Raw genomic sequence first — 21,136 nt, 5'->3', positions numbered from 1 at the left:
TGATCGTCGCCGCCGCGGTATTCGTCGAGGACGAGTTTATTACGCTCAGTCGTGTTGCATCCTGGCGCGCTTGAGCAATTTCTTGCAACGCTCGGACAAATGCAGCACCCGCAGATGCTTGCCGGCCTTGGCGTAGCGCTCGCGCAAGGTGCCCAGCGCAGCGATGGCCGAGTAGTCGACAAAACTCAGGTGCCGGCAATCCAGCGTCACTTGCACCGGGTCATTGGCCGTATCGAACTGATTGAGAAACGGTGTGGTCGAGGCGAAGAACAGCGTGCCATGCACCCGGTACAGCTTGCTGCCGTCGTTCTCAAGGTGGCTGTCGGCATACAGCTGACGGGCCTGCTGCCAGGCAAAGTTCAGCGCCGCAATGATGATGCCGCAGAGCACCGCAATGGCCAGATCGGTGAAAACGGTAATCACCGTCACCGCGATGATCACCAGCACGTCATTGAGCGGCACTTTGTTCAGCACCCGCAACGAGGCCCAGGCGAAGGTCTGTTGCGACACCACGAACATCACCCCGACCAGCGCGGCCAATGGAATGCGCTCGATCAGCGGCGACAGAAACAGAATGAACAGCAGGATCGACACCCCGGCCACCAACCCGGACAAGCGCCCGCGCCCGCCGGAACTGAGGTTGATCACGGTCTGGCCGATCATCGCGCACCCGCCCATGCCGCCGAACGCACCGGACACCAGATTCGCCGCCCCCAGCGCCACGCACTCGCGATCCGGGTAACCACGGCTCTCGGTGATTTCGTCGGTGAGGTTCAGGGTCAACAGGGTTTCCAGCAACCCGACCAGCGCCATCAGGATCGCATAGGGCGCGATGATCCGCAGGGTGTCCAGATTCCACGCGATGTCCGGCAGCGCCAGCGTCGGCAAGCCACCGGCAATGTGCGCCATGTCGCCCAGGGTGCGGGTCGGCAGGCTAAGCAGATACACCGCCAGACCCACACCGAGAATCGCCACCAGCGCCGGCGGCACCGTACGGGTCAGGCGCGGCAGCACATAGACAATGGCCATGGTCACCGCGACCAGCCCGAGCATCATGTACAGCGGCGCACCGCTCAACCAGGCCTCACCACTCTTGAAGTGCTCCAGTTGCGCCAGCGCAATGATGATCGCCAGGCCGTTGACGAAGCCGAGCATCACCGGGTACGGCACCATGCGCACCAGCTTGCCGAGCTTGAGCAGCCCGAACGCCATCATGATCAACCCGCCCAGCAACACCGTGGCCAGCAGATACTGCACACCGTGCTGAACCACCAGCGCGACGATCACCACGGCCATCGAGCCGGCCGCGCCGGACACCATGCCGGGTCGCCCGCCAAACAGCGCGGTCAGGGTGCAGATGATGAATGCGCCATAAAGCCCCATCAGCGGATTGAGATGAGCCACCAGCGCGAAGGCAATGCATTCGGGCAACAGGGCGAAGGACGTGGTAAGTCCGGCCAGGACATCGGCGCGTAGACGTTTTGCTTTCATGAGGGATCGCACACAGGGAGAGACGAGAAAAGAGTGTGCGGATGTTACGGAATCGAGGGCGGCGCGGCCAGTTGCAGGGACTACGAAATCGCCATCGCGGGCAAGCCCGCTCCCACAGGTWYTGTGTTGTTCGCCAACTTCGTGAACAACACARWACCTGTGGGAGCGTGGCTTGCCCGCGATGAACGGTGACGCGGTCTAAAGCAAACTCACACCATCTCGTCGCGAATCCACTCCACTGCCGACGTGCGCTTCGGCACCCAGCCCAGCAACTCTCGTGCATGTTTACCGCGCACCCGGCTGTTGGAGCCCAAACCATAATTGGCCATTTCATAGCCCCACTCGGCCTCCGCGTCCTTGAGCGCCCAGTCTTGCGGTTCGCCCAGGTTCAGCGCCTGGGCCATGGCGGTGGTCATGTCGATGAATGATGCTTCACCGCTTTCAACAAAGTAGAAGGTGCCGGGTACGTTTTCAGTCAGCGCCAGCAGGTACAGCGCAACCACGTCCTCGATGTGCACATTGGACCAGATGTTACGGCCCGGGCCGACATGGCGCACCACACCGCTTTTGCGCGCCTGTTTGAGCAGGCGCGGCAACTGCACGCTGTCGCGATGGACGCCCAGGCTGTGACCGTAGATCAGGGTGTTGCAGATCACCGCCGAGTTCACCCCGTCCATGGCCGCCGCCAGGATCAGATTATCGATGGCCACGCGCGCGGCCTTGTCGACCGTCGGTTCCGGCAGGTTGTCTTCGAAGTAGATGACATCACTGGATTTACCGCCCGAGGCATCCCCGACGATGCTCGAACCGCTGGTGTGCAGGAACACTTTGCCAGAACCGCGCAGGGCATCGAGCAAGGCTTCCACAGCGCCACGATGGTCGCTGCTGGCCGCGTTGATCACCGCGTCGGCAGCCAGCGCCTGATCGGCCAACAGGTCGCTGTCGTCCAGACTGCCCACCACCGGAGAAATGCCCAGTGCGCGCAGTTGATCGGCTTGTTCGGCGCTGCGTACCAGGCCGGTGACATTGTGGCCGGCCTGGACCAGGCCTGTAGCGATGGAACCGCCAATAAAACCGGCAGCGCCGGTAACGAATACGTTCATGGAGAAACTCCCTGCGTTGATAAGTGATGCAAGGAGTATCAAGGAGTGATCACTGTCGAAAAATGCCCTCTGACCCAATTCACTTTTGCGCAGGAGTCACGAATCAGCCCTTGAAGTCTGCGCTCGCATAATCCGCCAATTTGCCCTGGATAAAGTCCAGGAAGCATTGAATCCGCAGGGCCAGCTGCGAATTTCGGTAGTACACCGCGTTGATCGGCTGGCGATAGCCGCTGTTGAATTCGGCCAACAACACTTTCAAGCGTCCGGCACGAATGTCTTCGATGGTCATGAAATGCGACAGGCTGGCGATGCCCTGGCCATCCAGTGCGAGATGGCGGATGGTTTCGCCGCTCGATGCGCTGATCGACGCCTGGATCGGCCAGCGATCGCCATGCACATAACGCAGCGGCCATTGGTTGAGACCTTCGTTCTGGGTGAACCCCAGCAATGTATGGTGGGTCAGGTCAGCCACGACTTGCGGCGAGCCGTGCTTTTCCAGATAGCCCGGGCTGGCGACGATGTGCAGCGGGCTGCAACCCAGGGAGCGGGCATGCAATGTCGAGTCGGTCAGGGTGCCGATGCGGATGGCAATGTCAGTGCTCTGCTCCAGCAGGTCGATGATCAAATCGTTGCTGTTGAGTTCGAGCTGGATGTCGGGGTAGAGCCTGCGGAATTCATCGATGTAGGGCACGATGGCGTGCAGCATGAAAGGTGACGCCGCGTTGATCCGCAGCCGCCCGGACGGCGTTTGCTGGCGTGAGGACAGGCGCTCTTCGAGCTCGTCCATCTGATCGAGAATCCGCTTGGCGTGTTCGAAGAAATACTTGCCCTCCTCGGTCAGATCCATGCGCCGCGTGGTGCGATTGATCAGCGTGGTGTCGAGCTTGGCCTCCAGCCGCGACAGCGTGCGACTGACCGCCGAAGGTGTTTGCCCGACCTGCTCGGCGGCCGCAGAAATCGACCCGCATTCAATCACGCAGACGAAAACCTGCAATTCATCGGATCTGGCTTTCACGTGTGTCCTCGTTTGCGAATCGGCGCTGCGATCTTCCTGGCCGTTGCATCGGATAGTAGCCGAGCGTCATGCCTTGAGGCCAAACACCTCAGCCAAATGCCGCTCATAGCGCGCCACGTCGCCTTCGATGTTCGGACGCTTCATCACGTCCACGCACAGGAACGTCGGCAAACCGGTCATACCCAGGAACTCGTTAGCCTTGTGGAACGGGAAGTACACCGCGTCCACGCCCTTGGCTTCGAAGAAGTCGGTCGGGTCGTCGAAGGCTTGCTGCGGGGCGTTCCAGGTCAGCGACAGCATGTACTGCTTGCCGTGAATCAGGCCGCCGCTGCCGTACTTCTGCGACGCATCCGAACGGGTACGACCGTCGCTGGCATAGAGGCTGCCATGACCTTCGGTAAAGACTTCGTCGATGTACTTCTTCACGGTCCACGGCGCGCCCATCCACCAGCCAGGCATCTGGTAGATGATCACGTCGGCCCAGAGGAACTTGGCCACTTCTTCGGCGACGTCATAACCCTCGTCGATGAAGGTGGTTTTGACATCCACGCCGCCGCGATCCAGCACGCTCAACGCGACTTCATGCAGGGTGGCGTTGTAGCGGCCGTCGGAGTGCGCAAATTTTTTGCCGCCATTGAGCAACAGGACTTTTTTCATGGGAGGTCTCGGGAAGGGTCGGGAATCGGATGGCGGTAGAGTACCGACCGGCCTCGCGCGGAATAAGCGCCGATTTGGCAAAATTCATTTGACCTACAAGCACGAATCAACAGTCGATTGTTGCCTTAGACTGGGCCAGTTCTGACTTGAGGAGAGATGTAGATGAGTGAAATCCAGGGCTTCATCCTGCACGCCAAGACCCGCCCGGAAAAATCCGACGCCTTCGAAGCATTTTTCAGCGGCTATGTGCAAGCCAGCCGCGCCGAGCCTGGCTGCATCGAATACCACATGCTGCGCGACAAACAGGACCCGACCCTGTTCATCTTCTACGAGATCTGGCAATCCCGGGCCCACCTCGACGTGCACTCGAACCTGCCGCACATGAAGCAGTTCCTCGAGCAGCGCGATGAATACCTGGAGCGGGACTTCGAGATCCGCGCCATCGACATGATCAGTCCGTCGTCCGCTAGCCGCTGATCAGCAAATGGCCGCCGAGCACACCCAGGCCAACGAAGAACACGCGCTTGAACCACAGGCCGCTGATCCGCTGGCGCAGCGATTGCCCCAGCCACATGCCGAGCATGGCCGGGATCAGCGCCAGCAGCGATGCGTTCAACTCGCCCCCGCCGAGTGCGCCACGCCATAGCAATCCACCAGCCAGGGCCAGGGTCGAGACGGTGAATGACAGGCCCAGCGCCTGCACCAGCTCATCCTTGCTAAGACCCAGCGCTTGCAGATAAGGCACCGCCGGAATCACGAACACGCCGGTGGCCGAAGTGATGACGCCGGTCAGCACGCCACACAATGGACCGAGCCAGTGTTCGCTGCGCCGCCCCACGCGCAGAGTCGGCAGGCACAAACCGCTCAGCGCATACAGCAACAACGCCGCACCCAACCCCCGCACCACCCAGTGACCACCGCTCATGCCGATCCACAGCGTGCCCGCCCCGGTGCCGATGCAGATCGCCAGCAACATCGGCCACAACCGCTTGACCAGCCCCGACAGATGCCCACCGAATGCCAGTTGCCAGACGTTGGTCAGGGTCGCCGGAATGATCAGCAGCGCCGCAGCCTGCGCCGGCGCCATAGCCAGACCGAGCAGGCCCATGGCAACGGTCGGCAGGCCCAGGCCGATCACGCCCTTGACCATGCCGGCCAGCACAAAGGTGCCGATAACCAACAACGAAAGGGCCAAGCCGAGATTCTGATAAAACGCCGAGAGTGTATTCATGGGGCCATGGTGAACCCGCAAGGGTTGATTGAAAATCTACCATATACTGAGGATGCCTCTCTCCATACAAGAGGCTGAATAATCGGGTGCGGCATCTGTCGTCATCGCGAGCAGGCTCGCTCCCACAGTGGTTATGTGTCGTTCACAAATCCCCTGTGGGAGCGAGCCTGCTCGCGAAGACGCCCTTCCAGACAACATTCAACTTGAGATTGTTGTAATGCACTTCGACCTGACCGACCTGCGCCTGTACCTGAACATCCTCGACACCGGCAACATCACCGCCGGCGCCGCACGCAGTCATTTGTCCCTGGCAGCGGCCAGCGCGCGAATTCGCGCCATGGAGGCGTCGCTGGGCGTCGAGTTTCTTCAGCGCAATCGTCGTGGGGTCAGCCCGACGCCGGCCGGCAATGCCCTGGCCCGACACGCCCGGGTTCTGTTGCAACAGGCCGAACGCCTGCAACAGGAACTCGCCGAGTACGCCCAGGGCGTCAAAGGCCAGGTGCGGCTGCTGTGCAATACCACGGCGATCACCGAGTACCTGCCAGAGTTGCTCGCGGATTTCCTGCACAGCCATCCCAACCTCGACATCGACCTGCAGGAACTGCCCAGCACCCGCATCACCCATGCCTTGCGCCAAGGTGCGGCGGACATCGGCATCGTTTCCGATGCGGTGGACACCGATGGCTTGCAGACCCGAGCGTTCCGCGATGATCCGCTGGTGCTGATCATGCCCAGCGAACATCCCTTGGCACAGGCGACCTCGGTGAGCTTCACCGACACGCTGCATTACGACTACGTTGGCCTGAATGCCAACAGCGCGCTGGCGGTGTACCTGGAAGAGCAGGCACTGCACGCCGGCCTGCGCATGCAGATCCGCATCCGCGCCGATGGCTTCGATGGCGTGATGCGCATGGTCGCCCGAGGGGCGGGACTGGCAATCGTACCGCTGGCCGCAGTCGAACGCAGGTCAGGCGGACTGTCCTTCAAAAGCCTCGCCCTGCAAGAACCCTGGGGCCAACGCAAACTATTGCTCTGTGCCCGGGACTTCGCCGCATTACCCGGCTATGCCAAGGCCCTGCTGCACGCCTTGACTCTCCCCTGAGGGGCAGACTTTATCCTTGAGGTTTGATCTTCAAGGACAACGATGATGGGCAAACGAATACTGGTGATCCTCGGGCATCCATCAAGCAATAGCTTCTGCGCCGCCCTTGTCGAGCGTTACACACAGTCGGCAGTGCGTGCCGGGCATGAGGTGCGTCAATTGTTTCTGGGCAGCATGGATTTTGACCCGGTGCTGCGTGAAGGCTATCAGCAGGTCCAGCCGCTGGAAGCCGACTTGCGTAACGCCCAGGCCGATATCCTGTGGGCCGAACAACTGACGCTGGTTTATCCGATCTGGTGGGGTGGCGTACCGGCCTTGCTCAAGGGCTTTTTCGACCGGGTGTTCTTGCCCGGTTTTGCCTTCAAATATCGCCAGGGCAAAGCCTTCCCCGACAAACTCCTGCGCGGCCGAACCGCCCATTTGCTGGTGACCATGGACACACCGCCCTGGTACTACCGATGGATCTACCGCATGCCCGGTTTGCATCAGGTCCGCAAAACCACGCTGGAATTCTGTGGCATCAAGCCAACCCGAACCCTCACCTTCGGGCCAATTCTCGGCGCCAGCGCAGACCGGCATGCGGCCTGGTTGCGGCAAGCCGAAGCTATCGCCAGCGCTTGAGTCGGTCGATAATGCACCGAGCTTTACCCTCGGAGAAAAGGACCTTCCCATGTACATCGGCCAAGCCGCGCAACGTTCCGGAACCACTGTCAAAAGCATCCGTCACTACGAGTCGATTGGCCTGCTGCCTGCCGCTCGCCGTCAGGGCAAGTACCGCATCTATGACCAGCACAGCGTCGACCTGCTGATGTTCATCAAATGTGCCCAACAGTTGGGCTTCAGGCTCAAGGAATTGCAGTCGGTCTTCGCCGGCCATCAGGGCCCGCAGTTGCCATGGGAGCGGGCACACCAGATCCTCGCCAGCAAAAAGCAGGAAATCGCCGAGCGGATAGCGGCACTGTCGCAACAGCACGCGCAATTGGTCGAATTCGAGAACAGCCTCGAACAATCCAGGCGCGACTGCCCGCTGAACCGTAATTGAGGAACGTGCGTTTCTGGACAGCTCAGTGTCGAGCACAGACAACTGAGGGTTGGGCAGGCGCTATAGGGTGCGACTTCAGTTCTTGAGCCCACTGCCCGGAGTCATCATGACCGCACCGATTACCGTTCTTCGCGACACCCACCCGCTGCCCGTGCTCGACGCCTGCAAATGGGAAAAGCTCGAAGGTGACCCGCACACCGTCAACCTCAACGCCTACACGAGTGAAGACGGCAGCAAGATCATGGGCACCTGGATCTGCACGCCGGGCAAGTGGTACGTGGAATATGTGAAGTGGGAATATTGCCATTTCCAGGAAGGCTACTGCGTCATCACTCCGGAAGGCATGGCGCCGATCCACCTGCGCGCCGGCGACATTTTCGTCATCGAACCGGGAATGAAGGGCACCTGGGAAGTGGTGGAAACCGTGCGCAAATATTTCGTGTTTGCCTGATACAAAAAACCGGGGGATCACCCGACGTGATCTCCCGGCAAATATCTATAGGTAAACGCCGTACCCTGTGGGAGCGAGCTTGCTCGCGATAGCGGTGGGTCAGTCACCATCAATGTCGACTGTAACGACCTCATCGCGAGCAAGCTCGCTCCCACAGTTTTTTGCCACAGCCTTGCTATTGCGGCTTGCGATAGCCGTTGATAATCGCCGAGAAGTCCTTGCCACCCTCCCCACGCAAACTCATCGCCTGATACAACTGCTGGGCCACCGCGCCGAGTACCACCGGCTGGTGCGCCTGACGCGCCGCTTCTGTGGCCAGCCCCAGATCCTTGAGCATCAGTTCGGCACCGAAACCACCGGTGTAACCGCGCGACGCTGGTGCCGTTTCAACGATGCCCGGCCACGGGTTGTACATCTCCGAACTCCAGCAACGCCCGGTGGAACTGTTGATGATGCCCGCCAGCACCTTGGTGTCGATGCCCAGGGCATCGCCAAGCGCCATGGCTTCGCTGACGCCGACCATGGAAATCCCCAGCAGCAGGTTGTTGCAGATTTTAGCGATTTGCCCGGTGCCGACCTCACCACAATGGACGATGTTGCGGCCCATCTGCGCCAGCACCGGTTGCAGGGTGGCGAACAGTTCAGGCGTGGCGCCGACCATGAAGGTCAGCGTCCCGGCGGCTGCACCACCGGTGCCGCCAGAGACCGGTGCATCGGCCATGGCCACGCCCTGTTTGGCAGCGGCGGCGGCTACGTCCCGCGCGGTCTGCGGATCGATGGTGCTGCAATCCACGGCCGGCACGCCTTTGCCGATACCGGCGAGCACACCATCTTCACCCAGCCACACACTGCGTACATGCACCGCGGCAGGCAGCATGGTGATGACCAGCTCGGCGCCCTCTGCCGCTTCGCGGGCCGATGCACTGATGCTACCGCCCAGTTGTTCCAGCTCCGCCAGCACGGCTTTGTTCAGGTCCACCAGGCGCAGTGCATGGCCGGCCTTGATCAGGTTGCGCGCCATTGGCGCGCCCATGTTGCCCAGACCGATAAAAGCGATTTTCATGTCCGGCTCCTTATCGCAGGTTGATGGTGGTGTTCACACCGTCGTTGACGCTGTCGTCATCGAACCAACGACTGGTGACGGTCTTGGTCTGAGTGTAGAACTGCACCACTTGCTTGCCGTACGGGCCGAGGTCGCCGAGCTTGGAACCGCGCGAACCGGTGAAGCTGAAGAACGGCACCGGCACCGGAATCGGGATGTTGATGCCGACCTGGCCGACGTCGATTTCGTTCTGGAATTTACGTGCCGCCGCGCCGCTCTGGGTGAACAGGCCCGTGCCGTTGCCGAACGGGTTGGCGTTGACCAGGGCGATGGCCTCGTCGAGCGTATTAACCTCCAGTACCACCAGCACCGGGCCGAAGATTTCCTGGGTGTAGATCTGCATGTCGGTGGTCACGCCGGAGAACAGGGTCGGGCCGACAAAGTTGCCCTTCTCGTAACCGGGAACCGTGATCTCGCGACCGTCCAGCTCCAGTTTCGCGCCTTCCTTGATGCCGCTTTCGATCAGGTCGAGAATCCGCGCCTTGGCCTTTTTCGAAATCACCGGGCCGACATCAGTGCCTGGCTCGCTGCCGGCATTGACCTTGAGCTTTTGCGCCAGCGCCTTCAGATCCGGCAGCCACTGCTTGGCCGCGCCCACCAGCACCACCACCGAGGTGGCCATGCAGCGTTGACCGGCAGCGCCGAAGCCGGCACCCACCAGCGCATTCAGCGCTTGTTCGCGATTGGCGTCCGGCAGCACCACGGCGTGGTTCTTGGCGCCCATCATCGATTGCACGCGCTTGCCGTGTTTGCCCGCCAGGTCATAGACGTGAGTACCGACGGCGGTCGAACCGACGAAGGAAACCGCCTTGATGTCTTTATGGGTGCAGAGCCCGTCCACCACGTCCTTGCCACCGTGCACGACGTTGAGCACGCCGGCTGGAATACCCGCTTCAATAGCCAGTTCCACCAGGAGCATGGTCGACATCGGGTCCTGTTCGGACGGCTTGAGCACGAAGGTGTTGCCGCAGGCGATGGCCATCGGGAACATCCACAGCGGAATCATCGCCGGGAAGTTGAACGGGGTAATGCCGGCGCACACGCCGATTGGCTGGCGCAGGGTGTAGGTGTCGACGCCACCGGCGACGTTTTCAGCGAACTCGCCCATTTGCAGGCTGCCGATGGAACAGGCGTGCTCAACCACTTCCAGGCCACGGAAAATATCGCCTTCAGCGTCGGCAATGGTCTTGCCCTGCTCTGCGCTGAGGACTGCAGCGATGCGCTTGGAGTGCTCGCGGATCAGCGCCTGGAGCTTGAGCATGATGCGCATGCGGGCGCCGATCGGGGTCAGCTTCCAGGTCTGGAAGGCACGATGGGCTGCGCTGATGGCGGCGTCGACTTCTTCGGCGGTGGCAAACGGCACTTTGGCCAGCACTTGCTGGGTCGCCGGGTTGATGATGTCGTGCCATTCAGTGGTCTTGGATTCGACCCACTGGCCGTCGATCAACAGCTTGACCTTTTGCACGGTGGTTTCGTTGGGCGTGAGCGATGCGTTCATGTGGGTCTCCAGATCTTTGCTTTTTTTATTGAGAGCTATCTTGGGAGCCGGGGCGAGATAGTCGCCCTGAGATGAGCCATGTGTCGCGAATTGGTTGTCGGACTGTTTTTGGAGTATAGATGTGCAAACTTCTAATAAAAACGCACATAAAAACCGGTCCAACATGCAAAAAAACATCACCTCCCTCGGCTCGTTGAACTGGGATGACCTCAAGTTTTTCCTTGAAGTCGCCCGTACCCGCAAGGCCAGCACCGCGGCCAAGCGCCTGGCGGTGGACTACACCACAGTGTCGCGACGCATCAGTTCCCTGGAAACGGCGCTGGGCACATTGCTGTTCGAAAAATCCCGGACCAACGGCTTTGTCCTGACCGCCGAAGGCCAGCGGTTGATGGGGTATGCCGAGTCGATCGAAAGTACCCTGCACATGGCGTGCGAGCAGGTTTCCGGGTCCGGCGTGGCACTGTCCGGTCATGTGCGCATGGGCTGCACCGAAGGCTTCGGCAGCTTTTTCATCACGCCGCAGCTGAGCCACTTCGTCGACACCTACCCGGCGATCTCGGTGGATATCCTGCCGCTGCCGCACTTCATCAGCCTGTCCAAGCGCGAAGCCGACATCGTCATCGCCCTGGAGCGTCCGGAGCACGGCCCGTATGTCTGCTGCAAACTGTGCGACTACCGGTTGCAGCTGTACGCGACCCAGGACTATCTGGACAACCACCCGCCGATCCGCCGCCCGGCAGACTTGGCCAAACATTCGTTTATCAGTTACGTCGACGACCTGGCATTCAGCTCGGAGCTGTTGTACCTGGCCAACGTATTGCCCGGCGCCAGTGCCAACCTGCGCAGCACCAGCGTGATCGCGCAGTTCGTGGCCGCGCAGCAAGGACGCTCACTGGCAATCCTGCCGTGCTTCCTCGCCACTCAGGACCCGCGCCTGCTGCCGGTGTTGCCGCAGGAAATCAATATCACCCGACAATTCTGGATGTACTGCCGCGAAGACCTGCGCAAGCTCAAGCGGATCACCCTGTTGTGGGATTACATCCGCGAGGTCACCGAGCAGAATCAGGGCCTGCTGATGGGCGAAAGCCGGGAGATGCTGTTTGCCGATTACTGACCCTTCAGCCTGTCGGCTCGCGGCCTTCCTTTAGCTCCAGCATCAGCCCGCTCAAGCGTTTGACCCGGCGTTTCACCGCCTCTTCAAACACGCCTGCACGCGACTCGATCAAGGTGAACCAGTCCTTGGCCCGGGTAATTCCGGTATAGATCAGTTCCTTGGTGAGTACCGGATTCAAGGCATCCGGAAGAATCAACGCGGTATGCGCGAACTCCGAGCCCTGGGATTTATGCACGGTCATGGCGTACACGGTTTCGACATCGTTCAGGCGACTGGGCAGGACAAACCGCACGCCTCCCTGGCCATCATTGCGTGGGAATGCCACACGCAGAACCTGTTTTCCAGTCCCGTGGCCTTCCTGTTCCGGGAGCCTGAGGGCAATGCCGATATCGCCGTTCATCAAACCCAGCCCGTAATCGTTGCGGGTCATCAGGACAGGGCGCCCCTCGTACCACTGCTGGTCGCTGTCGATCAGACGGGCCCTCAGCAACGCGTCCGTCACTCGCTGGTTCAAGCCTTCAACACCCCACGGCCCCTTGCGCACGGCGCATAACAACTGGAACGCGTCGAAAGCCTGCAGCACTTGTCGAGCCCAATCAATCCAGCACGAATCTTCCAGCGGGCTGTCCAGTGGCGGGCGCTGATTGCGCAGCACGCTCAGGTAATGTCGATAACCCTGCGGCCCCTCGCCATGGCCGTCGAGAAGCAAGCGTTCCAGGGCCCGATCCTGCTCCCCCTTGAGGGCCAGGCAATACACATCGTCATGGCTTCGCGCCGACAACAACTTGCGGGCTTCTTCGGGATGTTGCTGGTTGACCCAACGAGCCAGTTGGCCAATGCCGCTACCTTCACCGAATCGCCGGGAATGGCGCAACATCACGACCTGTTGAGCCAATGGATGAGTGCCCTGGGCGTCCTCCTGCAAGCCGCTGGCCTGCAGGTTTTCGCCACTGACGGCTTCCAGCCACTGGCGTGTCTGCGGGCTGTACCAGCCGGCCTCCGCATCGCGGCACAAATCCCCCAGTACCGCGCCGGCTTCTACCGACGCCAATTGATCCTTGTCACCCAACAGCACGAGGCGCGCATGGGGCGGCAAGGCGTCGAGCAGGTTGGCCATCATTTCCAGGTCGATCATCGAGGCCTCGTCCACCACCAACACATCCAGCGGCAGGCGATTGCCCGCATGGTGGCGGAAATGACGAGTCCCGGGCCGGCTGCCGAGCAGGCGGTGAACGGTGGTGACGTCGGAGGGGATCTTTTCCCGTATTTCTTCAGTGACCTTCAAGGTCCGGACTTGTTGGCTGATGGATTCGGTCAAACGCGCCGCGGCCTTGCCGGTAGGCGCGGCGAGACGAATGCGCAGGGGCATGCCGGCCTCGACCGCCGGCGCCTGGAGCAACGCCAGCAAGCGCACGACAGTGGTGGTCTTGCCGGTTCCCGGTCCTCCCGTGACGATGCTGAAGGCGCTGCGGGTCGCCAGGGCGCAGGCGAGCTTCTGCCAGTCGATCACTTCACCGGAACGGGCAGGACCAAACAGACCGGTGAGGCGCTGGAGCAAGTCGTTCGGCGTGGATTCGTGTTGCGTCAGACGCTCGCGCAACGAGAGGTCGATCCGCCGCTCGTAGGCCCAATAACGGCGCAGGTACAAGCGTTTGCCCGATAAAACCAAAGGCCGGTCGCGCACGTTGTCACGACTGTCAGCGGCCAGTGCGACCAGGTTGCTGGCGGCCAGCACCTTGCACCAATGAGCACCGTCCAGCGATCCCAGTAACTGTGAGGGCAACAGCATCGTGCCACCTTGCACGTCACCTTCGGGTGGCAGCGACAGGGCGAAGTCCGGTTCTTTCAGCGTCTCGAACAGGTCGAGGCAGACATGCCCATGGCCCAACTGGTGGCTGGTCAGCGCGGCTGCCAGCAACACCAGTGGATCATCCTCCGGTGCCAGCTCATGCAGAAACGCCACAAAGGCTTTGTCCAGCGCGCGCAACCAGCCACGCTCGACCCAACGCGTGAGCAACAACAGCAAGTCGTCGGCACGACTCAGCGGCGCCAGATCGGCCAGGCTTTCGGCTGCCAGCGATGTGGGCAACAAATCGGCGAATGTACGATTCATAACAGTACTCCCTGTTCCCAGGCGGGCTCGGCCTTGGGTTCCGGCTTGCCCTGGAACAGCCTGTCCAGACGCTCGATCAGTTCTCTTGGCGGCCGGGCGAAAAATACACCCTGGCTGGCCGCACGCGTACCGCGCAAAAACAGGTACAACGCACCGCCGACATGCCGATCGTAGTCGTAATCGGCGAGCCGCGCCTTGAGCTGGCGGTGCAGGGCCAACAGGTACAACACGTATTGCAGGTCATAGCGGTTGTCGAGAATCGATTGTTCCATGGCCTGCGCGGTGTAGGCCGCATCATCGACGCCGAGCCAGTTGGATTTGTAGTCGGCCACGTAATAGCGGCCGTCATGTTCGAACGCAAGGTCGATGAAGCCCTTGAACATGCCGTTGAGCAACACCGGTTCCGCGGCCACCCGGGCCACGCCGTTATGGGTGTATTGGCACACCAGCGCATCGAGCTTGAGCACATCGACCTTATGGCTGGCGAACCAGAACTCCATCTCGACCTGATACTGCGTCAACTGGGCGAATATCACCGGGGTCTGATCGTTGCCCAGTTGCAACGGCGACTTGAGCAGATGCTGCAGCCAGTCACTCAAGGTGCTGATCCAGCCCTCCCAGCCTCGACGGTTGCAGCGACGGGCAATGGCGTCGATCACCTCTTGTGGTGCCGCTTCAAAACCCTCGCCCCCCGCCCATTCGAGCAAGCCATGGAGGAAGGTGCCGGGGTTCGGGCCGCGCGGGAAGCGATGGATATCGCCGCCACCGGCCACCACTTCCCTGGGGGCCTGTGGGTCGAGGCGTTCGTCATCGAACAGTTTTTGCGCCTGTGGGCTCTCCGGTGCTTCGTCGGTGCCGACGCTCAGGGTGTCGCCAATGCGCAGCGCGCTGTAGGAAGCGATCCACCAGTTTTCACTGGCCTTGCGTTTCGGAACCAGTGGAACCAGCAGCGCCGCGTCATTTTGCGGTGGCCGGTAATGCTCTGCAGTCGCTTCAGGCATCTCGGCATACGCCAACGCCGGGCAGTCCTGCTGCAGATCCCGCAGCCAAAGCTGCAACGCCTTGGAGTCGGCCAATGGCGCACCGCCGCCCAGCAGATAACCCAATGCCGACAGATGCAGCACCGAGCCATTGTTGTTGCCGCGCTTGAGGTCGGCCACCCCCAGCCAGCAAGCGTGTTGCGCCCGGGTCAGGGCGACATAGAGCAAGCGCAGATCCTCGGCCAGACGCTCATCGTCAGCCAGGGCAATCAACTCTGTCGTCGGCTTCAACGTGACCTGGGCATTGCCTGATTCATCGTGGTAGTGCAATGGCAGGCGGCCGCCATCCACCGGTTTCGCCGAGCAAATGAACGGCAGGAACACCAACGGGTACTCAAGGCCTTTGGACTTGTGAATGGTCACGACCTTGACCAACTGCTCATCACTTTCCAGACGCAGGATCTGCTCTTCGCCAGCTTGCCCGGACAACGCCAGATGCTCGGACAAATGCCGAATCAGGGCTTGCTCGCCATCGAGTTCGGCGGCGGCTTGTTGCAGCAGTTCGAAAAGGTGCAGAAGGTTGGTCAAGACGCGCTCGCCGTCACTGCGGGCGATCAACGCCTGGGGCAGACGGAAGTCGTGCAGCAAGCGTCGCAGCGTCGGCAGTACGCCCTGCTTGCGCCAGACTTCGCGATAACCACGGAACTGCATGACCCGGGCTTCCCAGGCCAACTCGTCCTGATTCAGCCGCTCCAGCTCCGTCAGCGACAGGTTCAACGTGATGCTGGCCAACGCGGCCCGCAGCGGGCGCTCGACATCCGGCTCAGCGCAGGCCTTGAGCCAGGTCAGAACGTCATGCGCCTCCTGGGCGGCGAACACCGAGTCCTTGTCCGACAGGTAAACACTGCGCACGCCACGAGCGGCCAATTGCGCACGAACCGCCTGCGCCTCCTTGCCATCGCGGACCAGGATGGCGATGTCCGCCGGCAGCAGGCCCCTGAAGGCCTTACCGTCCTGGGTGAACCCCGCTTGCCCCTGCTGCCCGCCGTTGAGCAATGCCGTGATTTCACTGGCGCAGGCCGCCGCCAGTTGTTGCCGGTACACCGCACCGGACAATGGTTGTTCGGCCGGCAAGTGCCAGATGTTCAAGGCAGGGATTGCCTGGTCATTGATGCGCAAGACTTCTTCGCGGCCCTGGGAGGCAACCGGTGTGAACGGCACCGGGTTGTCGCCATTCTTCTCACGGAAGAGGAAAGCACCGCGTCCTGACTCCCGGGCTTCGGCGCGCTCGAATACATGGTTCACCGCGTTGACCATGCCATGGCTTGAGCGGAAGTTGGTGCCCAGGGTGTGCAGGCGGCCAGTGGTGGCCTGGCGGGCGCGCAGGTAGGTATGGATGTCGGCACCGCGAAAAGCGTAGATCGCCTGTTTCGGATCGCCGATCAGGAACAGACCGCACTCGGGGCTGTTCTCTTCAATGCGGTAGATGCTCTCGAAGATCCGGTATTGCACCGGGTCGGTGTCCTGGAACTCATCGATCAGGGCGACCGGAAACTGTTCACGGATCAGGGTTGCCAGTCGCTCGCCGCCATCGGACTGCAAGGCCGCATCAAGGCGCAACAACATGTCGTCGAAACCCATTTCCGCGCGGCGACGCTTCTCTTCCTCGAATCGCGCCCCGACCCAGCGGGCCGCATGTTGCAGCACGGCGGCATCAGGCGTTGGCAACCCATCGAGACAGGCCTTGAGGCCGGCCATCGCATCGAGCCCCGGATGTCGAGGCGCTTCGCCCTTCCAGGCTTCGGCCATGCCATCAGGGGTCAGGCGCGTGAAGCCAGTACCGATATCCAGTTGCTCAAGGGATTCGTCTTCGGCCCAGGCCTTGATCTTTTCGAACCAGGGCTCGAAGTAGCGTGCCTGCATCTTGCGACCGTCGACACTCTTGCTGGCAACGCCCTGGTGGCAGATGGAAAGCAACTCGTCAGCCCAACGGAGCCAGGGCTGCTTGAGTTCGATCAGGGCAACCCGTCGCTCTTGCAGGCATTGCGAAATCACTTGCGCGGGCTCTTTCCCTTCAAGCGTATCCCGCTCGCTGGCGAACAGTGCACGAATCCGCGGCAACAACGCCGCCGGTCCACCCCAATTGCTGCGCACCCAATTCAAGGCGTCACCTTGCATCGGGTAACAGAACAGCCGCCAGTAATCGCGCAGGACTTCCCCCAGCAAGTCGCTGTGGTCGGTTTCCAGGGTCTGGGTGAACAGGCTGCCGCTGTCGAATGCGTGTTCGCGCAACATGCGCTGGCACCAACTGTGGATGGTCGACACCGCCGCCTCGTCCATCCACTGAGCGGCGATATCCAGGCGGTTTGCGCACCCGGGCCATTGCTCGGGCGAGTACTGATCGCGCAACTCGGCAATCAGGCTGTCGGGGGCCGGTGTTTCATCGCGAAAATAGCGTGCGGCCTCGGCGAGCCGCGTGCGAATGCGTTCGCGCAGCTCTTTGGTAGCGGCGTCGGTGAAGGTCACGACGAGGATTTGCGGTGGCAATAACTCTCGCCCGAACCCCGAGCCCTCGTCACCATGGCCAAGGACCAGGCGCAGATACAGTGCGGAAATAGTGAACGTCTTACCGGTCCCGGCGCTGGCTTCGATCAATTGACTGCCACGCAGCGGGAATGCCAGGGCCAGAGGTGTCTTCGTGCTCATCAGCGCGACTCCTCGCTGGACAGTGAACGCCAGGGTGCTTCAAGAAGCGGGCGATAAAGCGCGTCACACCACTGGGGGAACGTCTCATCGGCGACCAAGGCATCGTAATCGGTGAATTGTCGGGCGAGTGCCGGGCTTTCGCGACGCTCCCCGTCCGTCGTCTGCCCATCACCTTCATAGGCCTTGCGCGCAGCGGAATCGGCCTTGATCGGGTCGGTTTGCCCCAGCCACGCAAAGGCTGTTTTGACCGCGATCGGCAGAGGCTGGCGCATACCCGACTGCCAGGCCATCAACAGGTCACCCAGAGTTTTCCGCGCTGTGGACTCATCCATCGGTTCGAGCAACAGACTGTCGTCGCTGGCCACCAGTGCGGTGGTCAGCGCCATGCCACTGGCACAAGCCACCAGATGGGTGAGCCACGGGCGTGTCAGTCGATGCCATTTGCGTGACTTGATCGAGCCAATACTGTTGGGGATTGTAGTGATAGACAGCAATCCGCCATCGGCGCGCTGATGCAGGCCGCTGAGCCAGCCCTCGATGTGCAGGCCTTGCAGTTCAAGATCGACGGGCAACGCACTGCTGAGCGGTGTTGGCCACAACGCCAGGAGCTGTTGGTGGCGTTGCAGCAAGTCAGGCAATGGCTCGATCAACTCGCGTTGCAGGCACTCACCGAATCCGGCCATGGGCAGCAGCCCGCTGTTTTGCAGACGTTTCGCCTGATCTTCCAGTGCCTGTCCGGTATTTCCAGGATCTGCCAGCGCCGCTTCGAGCAAACGGTCGCTGAGGCTGTAACGCTGCAACGCATCCAGGACAAAGGGTTCTTCATCGGCCAACGGCACTTCGGCCGCCTCGAAGAAGACCTTCAGTCGCTGGCTGAAAAAGTGCCGCACCGGGTTGCGCAGGAAATCCTGCAGTTGACCGAGGCTCAGTGGTTCGTCCTGAACGTGAGGCCCGAGCACTTCGGCGCTTGCCTGTTGCTCTGTCGCCTGATGAAGGACCTGCCATTCGGTGGCGTAGCTGAACGACTCATCCCCTTCGTGAAAGTAGCGGGCACTGAAAGGCTGCAACGGGTGTTCCCGGGTCATGGCCTCCAGCAGGTCATTGTCGCTTTGAGACAATCGCCAACCGCTGGCCAAGTGGTCGCGTAACTGGCCGATCAGCACCGACGCAGGCCTCTCGCTGTTATCGCGGATGCTGCGGCCCACCCAACTGATGTAGAGCTGGTCCCGTGCCGACAACAAGGCTTCCAGTAGCAGGTAGCGGTCATCTTCGCGCCGGGAGCGGTCACCGGGACGGTAATCACTGCCCATCAGATCGAAATCCAGCGGCGGTTGCGCGCGCGGGTAATCGCCATCATTCATGCCCAACAGGCACACAAGTTTGAACGGGATGGCGCGCATGGGCATCAAGGTGCAGAAGTTGACCGCTCCGGCCAGAAAGCGTTGGGACAAACGGCCCTGATCCAGACCTGCCAGCCAGGCTTCGCGAACTACGGTCAGCGGCAATTCGTCCTGCAACCCGACGGATTCGCAGGTCTCGAGCCAGGTCTCACGCAGCTCTTCGAGCTGAGCCAGCAAGTAGTCATCGTGTTCGTTACTGGCAAGGAAGAACAACTGCACCAACGCCTGCAAGCGCAAGCCCCATTGCCCCGGCGATGCAGGCTGAGAAAGTTCGTGGTGAGCCACTTCCAGCGCATCCAGCAACGCAACCAATGGACCAATGAGCGCGGCGTCCAGACCACCGATTTCGTCGTAGGGTTCGATACCCTCATAAGCATCGGCGCTGCCAACGGCATAACCGAGCAACATCCGTCGCAAGCCGAAACGCCAGCTGTTTTGCTCCAACTCATTCGGTAGCCCGAGCCCGGCACGTTGCTCGGCATTCATGCCCCAGCGAATGCCGGCGCCTTCGATCCAGCGGTGCAGCGTCGGCAGGTCAGGCTCCTCGACACCAAAGCGTGCGCGCAATGCGGGGACGTCCAGCAGATCGAGAATCTCACTGACGGGGAATCGGCTGTCAGGCAGCTTTAGCAGGTGCTCGACAGCAATCAGCAATGGATCGCGACCACGCTGGCCCTGGTCAGCCAGGGTAAATGGAATGAAGCGCGGATCCTGGCGGTCAAGCTGACCAAACACGGCACGAATATGCGGTGCGTAGCTGTCGATGTCCGGCACCATCACGATGATGTCCCGGGGCCGTAATTTCGGGTCGGCGCTGAAGCGCGCGAGCAGTTGATCGTGGAGGATCTCGACTTCTCGCTGGGCGCTATGGGCGATGTGAAAACGGATCGATTCGTCCTGCTCAAGATCGATAGCCGGCCAACGCTCCCGAGTCTCGTTGAGAGGGCGCAGTTCGAGGATGTCATCCTGCAAMTGGTTGAGCACGTTCAGCGGCTGACCGTCACTGAACAGGTCGATACGCCCGTCGCGGAATGCCGAACGATAGCTGTTGGGATCGTCATAACTGTCGAGCAGGTTGATATAGTCCCGCCCCTGCTTGCCCCACGCGGCCAGCAGCGGGTGAGCATGCTGATGCAGGGTTTGCGGATCGATCACTACCGGCATGCCGCTCTTGCGGGCCTGACGCTTGTATTGATGCCGCAATAGGTCTTTATCGGCGACGATGTCCGCCCAATGGTGACGACAGGGATTGTGTACGCACAGCAAAACCTGGCTGAATCGTGCCAGTCCCGCCAGTGCTTCCAGGGCTTGAGCAGGCAAGGAAGAAATCCCGAAAACGATCACTCGCGAGGGTAATCCCTTGGGGGCTGTTTCGAGATGGTTGATACGCTCGACAAATCGCTGATGGACGCCGGCACGGCTTTGCGCCATGCCTTCTGCCCCCACATCCAGCAAGAGTGCGCGCCATAACTCTGCCTGCCAGCAATTGGCCGGGGTCAAGGGTTTGGCTTCGCCCCTGGCGTTTCTTGTTTGATGTCGGCCTTCTGCCCAGTCTTCCAGCCAGTCGGCTCGGTACACCTGGTATTGGTCGAACAGATCCGCCAGACGCTCGGCCAATTGATAGCGTTTGCGCAGATCGGTGTCATGGGTCAGGAAACGCTGCAACGGCTCGAAGTGCGGTTGGTTGATCAATTGCGGCAGCAGGCGCATCAGACGCCAGGTCAGCGGGGCTTTATCGAGCAGGGACTTGACCGGAATTTCGTCGCGGCCAAGGACCATGCGATAGAGCTGCCACATGAAACTACCGGGCAACTGCACGTCAATGGCGGCAGCGATGCCGCAGCCTCCCATGTCGTCTTCTTCAGAATCTTCCGCCAGTGCCAGCTTCAGCCATTGGGCAATGCCATTGCTTTGCACCAACGCGATTTCATTCTCCAGGGGAGCCAGCGGGTAGCGCCGCATCCAGCTGACCACCAGGCTGCGCAACTCGTCCAGGCGGTTGCCGTGAACCACCATAAAACCAGCACTGAGGGACGTCGCGTCCGGCATAAAGGCTTCCTTGGAAATGCAAAATCGAGAAACGACTTTAACATCTGTAGGAGCGAGCTCGCTCGCGAAGGTCGTCAACGAA

The 21,136-nt window shown here is 61.1% G+C and carries 16 protein-coding genes; 6 read left to right on the top strand and 10 right to left on the bottom strand.

What is annotated here, in order from left to right:
• Positions 1 to 45 precede the first annotated feature (45 nt).
• The 4 genes from AC1DRN_RS26885 to mdaB form a co-directional block, all read right to left on the bottom strand.
• Complete coding sequence (locus AC1DRN_RS26885; RefSeq protein WP_223463576.1) at positions 46 to 1,491, bottom strand: SulP family inorganic anion transporter; 1,446 nt, start codon at positions 1,489 to 1,491, stop codon at positions 46 to 48.
• Between the two features lie 209 nt (positions 1,492 to 1,700).
• Positions 1,701 to 2,594, bottom strand: a complete 894-nt coding sequence (locus tag AC1DRN_RS26880; protein ID WP_223463577.1) for an NAD-dependent epimerase/dehydratase family protein — start codon at positions 2,592 to 2,594, stop codon at positions 1,701 to 1,703.
• A gap of 103 nt (positions 2,595 to 2,697) precedes the next feature.
• The gene (locus tag AC1DRN_RS26875) at positions 2,698 to 3,609 is read right to left on the bottom strand and encodes a LysR family transcriptional regulator (RefSeq protein WP_223463578.1); all 912 of its coding nucleotides are present in this window, start codon (positions 3,607 to 3,609) and stop codon (positions 2,698 to 2,700) included.
• Positions 3,610 to 3,675: 66 nt separating this feature from the next.
• Positions 3,676 to 4,266, bottom strand: a complete 591-nt coding sequence (gene mdaB, locus AC1DRN_RS26870; protein WP_223463579.1) for an NADPH:quinone oxidoreductase MdaB — start codon at positions 4,264 to 4,266, stop codon at positions 3,676 to 3,678.
• 162 nt (positions 4,267 to 4,428) lie between these two features.
• Between mdaB and AC1DRN_RS26865 the strand changes: the two genes are divergently transcribed.
• Positions 4,429 to 4,743 (top strand): putative quinol monooxygenase, encoded by a 315-nt coding sequence (locus AC1DRN_RS26865; RefSeq protein WP_223463580.1) that lies wholly within the window; start codon positions 4,429 to 4,431, stop codon positions 4,741 to 4,743.
• Here AC1DRN_RS26865 and AC1DRN_RS26860 read toward each other — a convergent pair.
• Entirely contained in the window at positions 4,733 to 5,497 is a 765-nt protein-coding gene (locus AC1DRN_RS26860; protein ID WP_223463581.1) for a sulfite exporter TauE/SafE family protein, read from the bottom strand. The genes AC1DRN_RS26865 and AC1DRN_RS26860 overlap by 11 nt on opposite strands.
• A gap of 217 nt (positions 5,498 to 5,714) precedes the next feature.
• Here AC1DRN_RS26860 and AC1DRN_RS26855 point away from each other — a divergent pair, with 217 nt between their 5' ends.
• The 4 genes from AC1DRN_RS26855 (at position 5,715) to AC1DRN_RS26840 (ending at position 8,092) form a co-directional block, all read left to right on the top strand.
• Entirely contained in the window at positions 5,715 to 6,599 is an 885-nt protein-coding gene (locus tag AC1DRN_RS26855; protein WP_223463582.1) for a LysR family transcriptional regulator, read from the top strand.
• A 42-nt stretch (positions 6,600 to 6,641) separates the two neighbouring features.
• Positions 6,642 to 7,220: an NAD(P)H-dependent oxidoreductase gene (locus tag AC1DRN_RS26850; RefSeq protein WP_223463583.1), complete on the top strand. Its 579-nt coding sequence runs from the start codon at positions 6,642 to 6,644 to the stop codon at positions 7,218 to 7,220.
• A 49-nt stretch (positions 7,221 to 7,269) separates the two neighbouring features.
• Positions 7,270 to 7,641 carry a MerR family transcriptional regulator gene (locus tag AC1DRN_RS26845; protein WP_223463584.1) on the top strand — a complete coding sequence of 124 codons (372 nt, stop codon included), beginning with the start codon at positions 7,270 to 7,272 and terminating at the stop codon, positions 7,639 to 7,641.
• Positions 7,642 to 7,747: 106 nt separating this feature from the next.
• On the top strand, positions 7,748 to 8,092 hold the full coding sequence (locus tag AC1DRN_RS26840; RefSeq protein ID WP_007988984.1) for a cupin domain-containing protein: 345 nt from the start codon (positions 7,748 to 7,750) through the stop codon (positions 8,090 to 8,092).
• A gap of 175 nt (positions 8,093 to 8,267) precedes the next feature.
• Here the strand turns inward: AC1DRN_RS26840 and mmsB are convergent, their stop codons facing one another.
• Positions 8,268 to 9,155 (bottom strand): 3-hydroxyisobutyrate dehydrogenase, encoded by an 888-nt coding sequence (gene mmsB, locus AC1DRN_RS26835; protein ID WP_218429167.1) that lies wholly within the window; start codon positions 9,153 to 9,155, stop codon positions 8,268 to 8,270.
• Positions 9,156 to 9,165: 10 nt separating this feature from the next.
• Complete coding sequence (locus AC1DRN_RS26830; RefSeq protein WP_223463585.1) at positions 9,166 to 10,692, bottom strand: CoA-acylating methylmalonate-semialdehyde dehydrogenase; 1,527 nt, start codon at positions 10,690 to 10,692, stop codon at positions 9,166 to 9,168.
• Between the two features lie 163 nt (positions 10,693 to 10,855).
• Here AC1DRN_RS26830 and AC1DRN_RS26825 point away from each other — a divergent pair, with 163 nt between their 5' ends.
• Positions 10,856 to 11,806: a LysR family transcriptional regulator gene (locus AC1DRN_RS26825; protein WP_223463586.1), complete on the top strand. Its 951-nt coding sequence runs from the start codon at positions 10,856 to 10,858 to the stop codon at positions 11,804 to 11,806.
• A 4-nt stretch (positions 11,807 to 11,810) separates the two neighbouring features.
• On the opposite strand, the gene recD is transcribed toward AC1DRN_RS26825, so the two are convergent.
• From recD to recC, 3 genes are read right to left on the bottom strand one after another with little or no spacing between them, the layout of a single operon-like run.
• Positions 11,811 to 13,919 (bottom strand): exodeoxyribonuclease V subunit alpha, encoded by a 2,109-nt coding sequence (gene recD, locus AC1DRN_RS26820; protein WP_223463587.1) that lies wholly within the window; start codon positions 13,917 to 13,919, stop codon positions 11,811 to 11,813.
• Positions 13,916 to 17,605: an exodeoxyribonuclease V subunit beta gene (gene recB / locus AC1DRN_RS26815; protein WP_223463588.1), complete on the bottom strand. Its 3,690-nt coding sequence runs from the start codon at positions 17,603 to 17,605 to the stop codon at positions 13,916 to 13,918. Before recB ends, recD begins: the two co-directional genes overlap by 4 nt.
• On the bottom strand, positions 17,605 to 21,054 hold the full coding sequence (gene recC / locus AC1DRN_RS26810) for an exodeoxyribonuclease V subunit gamma (RefSeq protein ID WP_477786849.1): 3,450 nt from the start codon (positions 21,052 to 21,054) through the stop codon (positions 17,605 to 17,607). Before recC ends, recB begins: the two co-directional genes overlap by 1 nt.
• Between the last annotated feature and the right edge of the window lie 82 nt (positions 21,055 to 21,136).

The organism is Pseudomonas sp. P5_B3 (assembly GCF_056400405.1).
This window is presented reverse-complemented; position numbering and strand designations above follow the sequence as displayed.